Below are 7,480 nucleotides of genomic sequence, written 5' to 3' on the forward strand. Positions count from 1 at the left end.
AACATAGCGCTCACCCCTGCTTTCTTCTAGAAAACGCCTTATCTTCTCTCCATAGAAACTCGAAAAGAGAAAAATTTCAAACTGTAGCTGAGGTGAGGCGAGTTTGTACCGTTCCCAATAAGAACTGATACCTTGCTCAATTCCCAGATGAACAGTATACAAATGACAGTTACGCCCTTGCTTCAAATAGTTTTCTATCTGAAGCGAATCCGCCATCAACTCGTCCGAACGTTGATCCACTTGTTGTTTAACCATAAGCACTCCTTTCCTTATTTATCAATTATGGATACACCTTCAGTATAAGAGATAAAGAAAATGTTTGCGTTAAGGGGACAGAGTGTTATAGTATGTAAAAATCATTGATAAGCAGCCTTATAGGATTGCCCTACAAGCAGTCATTATGATATACTAATAGGCACTTATGCTATAACTAAAACCAGCACATGATAGTTCATGCGCTGGTTTTTTGAATATCTTAATTCTTAGTTGATAATAAACCTAAATCATATTTCCAAGATAAAACCCTTTTGACTGAAGCATTGATACGCTTTTTGGTCAGTTCACCTGAAGAGACTTTAGCTAACAGATAGGGAATCTGTGTTGAATAAGAAGACCCCAAGATAAGATCGTTACCAGCTGTAATCGCCTGATAAGCAGCCTCATTTTGGCTTACAAAGTCCGCCAGTCCATCCATATCTAAATCATCTGTCATAATAACCCCTTTGAAATGAAGTTCTTTTCTCAGAATTTGGTGTACTTTTGGGGATATTGAAGCAGGAACTGTATCAATCTGAGTTAAAATGTTATGGGCGACAAGGACACTATCTGCACCTGCTTGTATTCCTGCTTTAAAGGGAAGAAAGTCGTTTTGGCGTAATGTTTCTAAAGAGCGATTATCTGAAATAATTGAGGTATGACTATCTCCGTTATTGCCGTAACCAGGAAAATGCTTCAGAGTTGAGCCTATCTGCTCCTCTTTTAGGGTTTTGACAACCCGTTTCACATAGTTAGCTGTTGTTTTAGCATCTTGACCAATGGTGCGATCATAAATAAATGCGGATGAATCAGTTGCTACATCTGCTACTGGAAAGAGACCAGCGTTGATACCAACTGACTTTAAGGTTTGAGATTTGCTTTTAGTATCACTGACAATAGCCTTGATGCCTCCCGCTTGGTACAAACTCATCGGTGACTGAAATGGTGTTTGTAAAATACTACTAATCCGAGTCACTGTTCCACCTTCTTCATCAGAGCCAATCAAAAGAGGAATTTTAGCAGCTGATTGATAACTAGCTATTAGCGACTTAACACTTGATAAGTTTTGCCCCTCAAAGTCTTTTCCAAAGAGTATATAGCCACCTAAATGATAGGTTTTAATATCTTCTGTTTGGTTGGTATAAGGTACTCTTGCCCAGAATAATTGACCTATTTTCTCTTTTAAAGTCATCTTGTGTAGGAGATTATCTATTGTTTTTTCTTTTGGACTGCGCTGACTAACAGTTGGTTTTATCTCTTTAAGTTGCTTTTCTGACGCTACTTTATTATAGTGGTCTGCCAAAACAAGACCAATCATTACTGATAGAAAGAACAGATAAACAACTATAGGCTTCAGTTTTCTTCTCATAGCATTATTTATTATATCATTTTGTAAACATAATCAGCCCCTTTTTCAAAAAAAAGCATGCAAATGATTGCATGCTCTATATTTAACTAAAAAGGTTCATCTGCATTCATAGGCTCTGGATAACTTGGTTGAGCTGATGATGCTGGCTGAGGGGCAGCTTGTTTTTGTTTGCGTTTAAGAGCGACTTCCTTGTTTTCTAGGAAAGTAATACCACCAAGCAGGGCTGGTGCAATGTATTGATAAGTGCGTTGTTCCCCTAGATTATCCGTATAGGAACGTTGGATAATCTCTCCTTTAATAAGAATTGGAGAGCCTTTAGACAGACTCTGCGCCATCAGTTCTGCCTGCTTACCATACACCTGAACATGGAAAAAGCTAGGAGTAGGCTTTCCTTTATCATCTAGTAAACTAGAATCACACACGAAATCAAATTTAAAACTCACGTTCCCGTTGCTAGTTCTCCCCACTGCAGTACCAGGAATGTTGGACACACGACCATAAGCAATAAATTCTTGCATAGTCTAATTCTCCTTTCTCAAAATGTTTTGACTATTTACTTGTATCCCAAACATCAACGGATACTTGATTTCCATTCAATAAACCAAAACCCTCAAAAGAGGGCTTGGAGTGTTAAAGTATAATTGATTAACGTTTATGAGTTTTGTTTTTTACGACGGATACCTATTAAACCTGCTCCGCTGAGGAAAAGACCTGCTAAGATAGCTAGGAATGAGTCATTTGCCCCTGTTGTTGGGAGAGCAGCTTGTTTAGCCACTGGCGCTTGAGCTTGTGGTTTAGCTGGTGTTGGCGTTTCAAGTGTTGGAGTCTTCGGTTTTTCAGGTGTATGAGTGATGACCTTCGCTTCCATTTCTTGTCCATTAACAATGTTAACAAAAGTATTTGTCACATCCCCTGCAGCGATACGTTCCACTTCAAGATAAAAGTCAACATCAAATGTACCTTCAATACCAAGTGAGTGTAAGAACTCTTTATCAATGCTGTAAGACCATTTGCCTTTTTCAGCGTCCCAAGTGATTTTGACAATCTTGTTGATGAACTCATCATTGGTGTCTTGGTCAAATTCAAATCTGAAAGCGTATTTAGAACCAGCTTTGATCGTATCACCAGCTTTAATAAATGTGCCGTCTTCCAAGGTCACATCATAAGGCAAAACAAGATCTTCTTTAGCAGTGTATTGTGTTCCCATGATAACACCTTTGTAGTTGCCTGTATAACGATCGTGAACGGTATCAAGCTGATCTACACCATCATATTGCCACAACGTATCATGTTTCACTGGAACAGTCACACCATCTAACAGGTAGCGGATATAGTCACCAATTTGCACTGTTTGATTGTCTAGGACAATGCTATCGTCTGTCTTGTCCAAAGCGTGCTTTTCAGGTTGGATGTCTGGGCGTTCAACAACCACTTGGTTAGATTGATAGCTGTTACCAAAATCAATTTGGAAGAAATCGTTGTAAACTTTAACACCTGGGTCAACATTTAAGCGAGCTGGAAGGTCAATCGTGACATTCTTAGCTTGTTTGACATAGTTTTCATAGAAGGAGTTTGGGGCTTTAGCTACCCAGAGATAAAACTCGCCAACTGGTGACATTCCGTAGTTATCAAGAATCTTTTGAATAGCTTCCGTACGAGCTTCATCGGACAAGACATGGTACATCGTAAAGAGGTCTTTCACATCCTTGTTATCAGCGGTCATCTTGATGTTAGCTTCATCAACAGTAAACGCTCCATCTTGAACGTCGTCTAAAACTGCAAATCCTTTTTCAATAGCAGCTTTAGAAGCTGAGATTGTTGTGTAAGGCTTGTAGTCTGTAGTCAGATGGAAGTTAACATTTTTATCCATAACGCTAGCACCGTTAATATCAGCACCGCTATTGTCTGTGATTGATTTAACAGGTTTTGGTGGCTCTGGGGTGCGGTTATTGACGGTATTTGAAAATACTGTATACGTGTTGTTACCGACGGTCACTTTGTAAGTATTGTCGTAATAAGCGTTGTCGTATTCACCTTTCCATTTAATAGTTGGGGCTGCTAGTTTCTTACCTTTGTAAGTTGCAGTAAAGGTGTAAGTGTTATTGTCTTTATCGTATGCTACTGTCCAGCCCTTAGCGGTGTTGTCTGCCAAGTTTTCTTCCTCAGCTGGAATAACTCCAGCTTCTAGCGGATCCGTAATTGTAATTGGATCACCAACCTTGACATTGGCATAGATATTGTCATGCGTTAGTGTATAAACTTCAGTATCACCTTTAGCTACTGTCTTACCGTCAGTGTTAGCATTGTCCGTATCAGAAACAGATTTTGAAACAACTGGCTTGTAGTGCAAGCTGTAATTATGGTAAGAAGCCTTTAACTGTTGGTTCTTAGTGTTCGCTAGTTTAGTAAGAGCAAGCGTTGGTTTAGCTGGATTTTCAGCTTTGACAAGTGCGACAGTCACAGGCTCAATAGTGACTGGATTAACTACTGTTTTAACAATGGTAGCACTAACAGGTGGTTCAATCACAGGGGAAACAACTTTTGTGTTAATGGCGAACCAATACGTTTGACCACCAGAGTTCGCCGGTCCATCCCACTGCGCAAATTCCATTTGGAATTGAGAACCGTTGGTAAAGTAACCAATAACGGCACCCTTGTATTGATAAGGGGAGGTTGTTGTATCCCATTCTACACCAACGTCTTGTGGGCTATTATAACTATTAGCGTATCCCATGTTATCATCATGGACGCTAACAGTAGAGCCATTGATTTCAACCATTGTTCCATTAGTAGCACGTGCACCTTCACGTCCAATAGCATTGTTGTTCAGAGAAGAGAAAGTGATCGCTACTGGTGTTTTATCTGACGCTGTAAAGGCAACTTCTTGACCGTCTACGGTGTAGTAATAAGTATCTGTAATAGCAAAGTTCATGTAGTCAGAATAGCTATCTGTACCGTTGTTACGAGATACAACGAAACCTTCGGTTGGATCGTTGAGGACATAGACATCATCTAATCCTGTCGCACCATTGTTAAGTAGTTGGAAACTACGGTGAATACGAGTAATGTCACGCTTAACCCCATCAGCTGTTGTCACCGTAATGCCTGAAAGATTAGTGTAGTCCAGTTCTGTTGTCCAACCTGCTCCGACATTAGCATATTTTAAAACACTTGTCGAATCTAGTATACGTCCATAGCCTGAAGCTCCACGGGACGAAGCAATGTACGGTGTTGTGGTGGCTTCTGCACCTTGAGCTGAGGAAGTCACAGTTGCATTTGGATTAGCATTTGAGAAATCCAAAGCTTGTAGTACAACCTGTTTTGTGTAGCCTTCTTTTGTTGTATTAGCTTGTAACTCATCATAAGTCTTTTGCCATTCTGCTTGTTTTTGCTTAGCAGCATCGTAAGCTTTCTGGTTTTGGCTTGCGATTTCTTTAGCTTCTGCAGCACTTGTCACGGTCTTTGTCGTTGTGGTTACAGTTGCGCCCAGTTTTTTCAACTCATCCGCTTTTTGACTGGCATCAGAGTTTGTCTTATCACTTTCCGCTTTGGTTGTGTTGTAGGCTTCTTGCTTAGCGGTGTTTTCTTTGATTTTTGCTTGGGCATCAGCAATCTTTTGATTGTTTGAAGCTGTCAAACTATTCACTTCATCTACTGTGTGCACGACTTGACTAGAAGTTGTGACTGTAGCTCCAGATTTCTTCAATTCTGTGCTAGCTGCTTCAATAGCATCATTGAGCGTTTTAGCGCTAGCAACGGTAGCGTCATAGACTTTCTTGTCAGCAACGTAAGTCTCTACAGCTTTTTTATTGCTATCAAGCGTGCTGTCCGCTACTTTTTTTGCTTCAGTGTTAGTTTTAGCGGTACCGTCTGTAGCGGTCGCTGTGTTGGTTGTGACTGAAACAGTTGTGTCCGCCTCATACGTTTTTTGAGCGTCAGCAACATAATCGTTGTTAGCTGTGATAGCTGATTGGGCTGCTTCATAAGCGGTGTTGTTTTGAGCTTGTTGTGTTGTTGTCGCTTTGATGACTTCTACTTGCTTATCCTGATCAGCCTTGATAGCTTCTTTAGCGGTGTCCAGTTCAGTGCTTGTTGTTGGTGTGCCTTGATCTTGCGTAGCGTCTTGAGAGACTGCAACACCAGTATCCTGTGCTTCCTTAACCGCAGATTCTACAGCGCTATTATCCACCGCCACTGTTTCAGTCCCAGTCGAAGTGTTTGCTTGTTTGGCATAAGCATCGTTATCATTGGTGCTAGTTGGTTGTGTTGCGACTACAGGTGCTTCTTGCGTTGAAGCGACAAGCTCTGTAGCAGCTGTCGTATCTGTAGGTGTTGTCACTTCATCCGCATGTGCTTGTCCTGCAAAGACAAGTGTCCCTAAAGCAATCCCGCAGACCAAACCATATGCTTTTGATTTACGAAAGAAACCGTGACCTTTAGTTGTTTTTGCTTGAAAATTCATGAATACGTTCTCCTAAGTTATCTTATTTTTGTTTTGAATGTTGACTAGTTCTTTCCTTCTTTTCGAGACCACATTTTTTGTGCTAAGAAGCCAGCTGCTACAAGCATACCTGCTCCCAAAATAGAAAGTAAACTACGAGCTTTATCCCCAGTTTCTGGAAGAGTTGCTTTTGTGCCGTCAGCTTTCGTTACGGTGATTGTCTTATCACTGTTAGTTGTTGCACCAACGGCTTCTGGAGTGACGGTTGAGCCGTCAGAAAGAACAAGTTGACCATCCTTTGTACTTACGATAGTAGCGCCTGTATTGGTCACTACTGGAGCTTGTGCGGTCACGTTTTGAACGACTTGACCAGTAGCTGTTGAGGTTGTTCCCACCTGAGAAGCTCCTGCATGGTTAGCCGCATCAGCGGAAATACTTGGATTATTAGTTGGTACTGTCTTATCAGGGGTCACTTGTGCTGTACCGCCGTCTGTGGTTGGGACAGTGGTATTACCTGTATTAGGATCAACCTGTTCACCCGCATTATCCTTACCTTGATTGTCTGGTGTTGGTTGTGGATCAACGTTTTCACCAGCGTTATCTTTACCTTGGCTTTCAGAGCCTGGGACAGTGACATTCTCACCAGCATTATCTTTTCCTTGGTCTGTAGATGGTGTGGTTGGATCTACTGGAACCGTTGGAGTCGTTGTTGAGCCACTGTCGCTAGGTGTTGTCGCTGGCGTTTCTGTAGAAGGTGTTGTAACGTCTGTTGACGCTTCTGTTCCTGTTGACGGTGTCACCACTTCTGTAGAGGGTGCTGTTGGGTCAACTGGTGTCACTTCATCAGCTAGAGCAACACCAGTAGAAGATAGCAAAAGTGTTGAGGTTGCAAGAGTTGCAAGTAATTGTTTTTTTGTCATGGTATGTCCTTTCTTTTATTTGATGTAGTTGGATGCTTTAGGCTCTGTAGTCACTATATAACCATACTTAGAGCCTTTAGAAGCCTTAACAACAAAACTTAAGCGAATATTGGAGACTGTGTCGCCTTCTTTAACAGAAAGCACATAGCTCACGTTATATTGCTTTGTTTTGGAATCATAAGTCAGTTTTTCAAGGATAACTGACTGTAAAGTGCCTTCTTTAGGAACAGTGTATTTGGCATCTCCATCTGAGAGAAAATCAACCAAATTCTCTTTTTTACCAGAATAGTAATTTGGTAGAAAATAGCGACTGAAAACATCTATTTGATGTTCTGCCTTCATTACCATTTGGGTATTTTTCTCTTCTTGATAGAGATAGGTTAGCTGTTCAGACTGCTTAGACAACTGAGTTGCTGAACTAATAGTCCCAATAACGCCACCTAAAGCGATAACACTGGTCATTCCTAACAGGAGATACACTTTCTTCAAAGACGT

5 protein-coding genes and 1 pseudogene are annotated in these 7,480 nt (G+C 41.0%); all 6 read right to left on the reverse strand.

Annotated features, from left to right (window positions below):
- Positions 1-255 (reverse strand): hypothetical protein (locus tag AALA56_RS09455; RefSeq protein WP_369909798.1); only part of this gene is annotated, 255 nt, incomplete at its 3' end.
- 220 nt (positions 256-475) lie between these two features.
- Positions 476-1,624: a glycoside hydrolase family 3 protein gene (locus AALA56_RS09460; protein WP_369909799.1), complete on the reverse strand. Its 1,149-nt coding sequence runs from the start codon at positions 1,622-1,624 to the stop codon at positions 476-478.
- Between the two features lie 86 nt (positions 1,625-1,710).
- Entirely contained in the window at positions 1,711-2,142 is a 432-nt protein-coding gene (locus AALA56_RS09465) for a single-stranded DNA-binding protein (RefSeq protein ID WP_369909801.1), read from the reverse strand.
- A 134-nt stretch (positions 2,143-2,276) separates the two neighbouring features.
- Complete coding sequence (locus AALA56_RS09470) at positions 2,277-6,086, reverse strand: SspB-related isopeptide-forming adhesin (protein WP_369909802.1); 3,810 nt, start codon at positions 6,084-6,086, stop codon at positions 2,277-2,279.
- Positions 6,087-6,130: 44 nt separating this feature from the next.
- Positions 6,131-6,985, reverse strand: a complete 855-nt coding sequence (locus tag AALA56_RS09475; RefSeq protein WP_369909803.1) for an LPXTG cell wall anchor domain-containing protein — start codon at positions 6,983-6,985, stop codon at positions 6,131-6,133.
- A 15-nt stretch (positions 6,986-7,000) separates the two neighbouring features.
- Positions 7,001-7,480 (reverse strand): annotated as a pseudogene (locus tag AALA56_RS09480) (hypothetical protein); the annotation flags it as partial.

The sequence above is a fragment of the Streptococcus hyointestinalis genome (assembly GCF_041225505.1).
Classification (GTDB): domain Bacteria; phylum Bacillota; class Bacilli; order Lactobacillales; family Streptococcaceae; genus Streptococcus; species Streptococcus hyointestinalis_B.

What these genes read in the sequence shown, in the direction of transcription:
- AALA56_RS09465 (WP_369909801.1), bottom strand. Translation starts at nt 2,142, where the DNA reads ATGCAAGAATTTATTGCTTATGGTCGTGTGTCCAACATTCCTGGTACT.
- AALA56_RS09460 (WP_369909799.1), bottom strand. Translation starts at nt 1,624, where the DNA reads ATGAGAAGAAAACTGAAGCCTATAGTTGTTTATCTGTTCTTTCTATCA.
- AALA56_RS09470 (WP_369909802.1), bottom strand. Translation starts at nt 6,086, where the DNA reads ATGAATTTTCAAGCAAAAACAACTAAAGGTCACGGTTTCTTTCGTAAA.
- AALA56_RS09475 (WP_369909803.1), bottom strand. Translation starts at nt 6,985, where the DNA reads ATGACAAAAAAACAATTACTTGCAACTCTTGCAACCTCAACACTTTTG.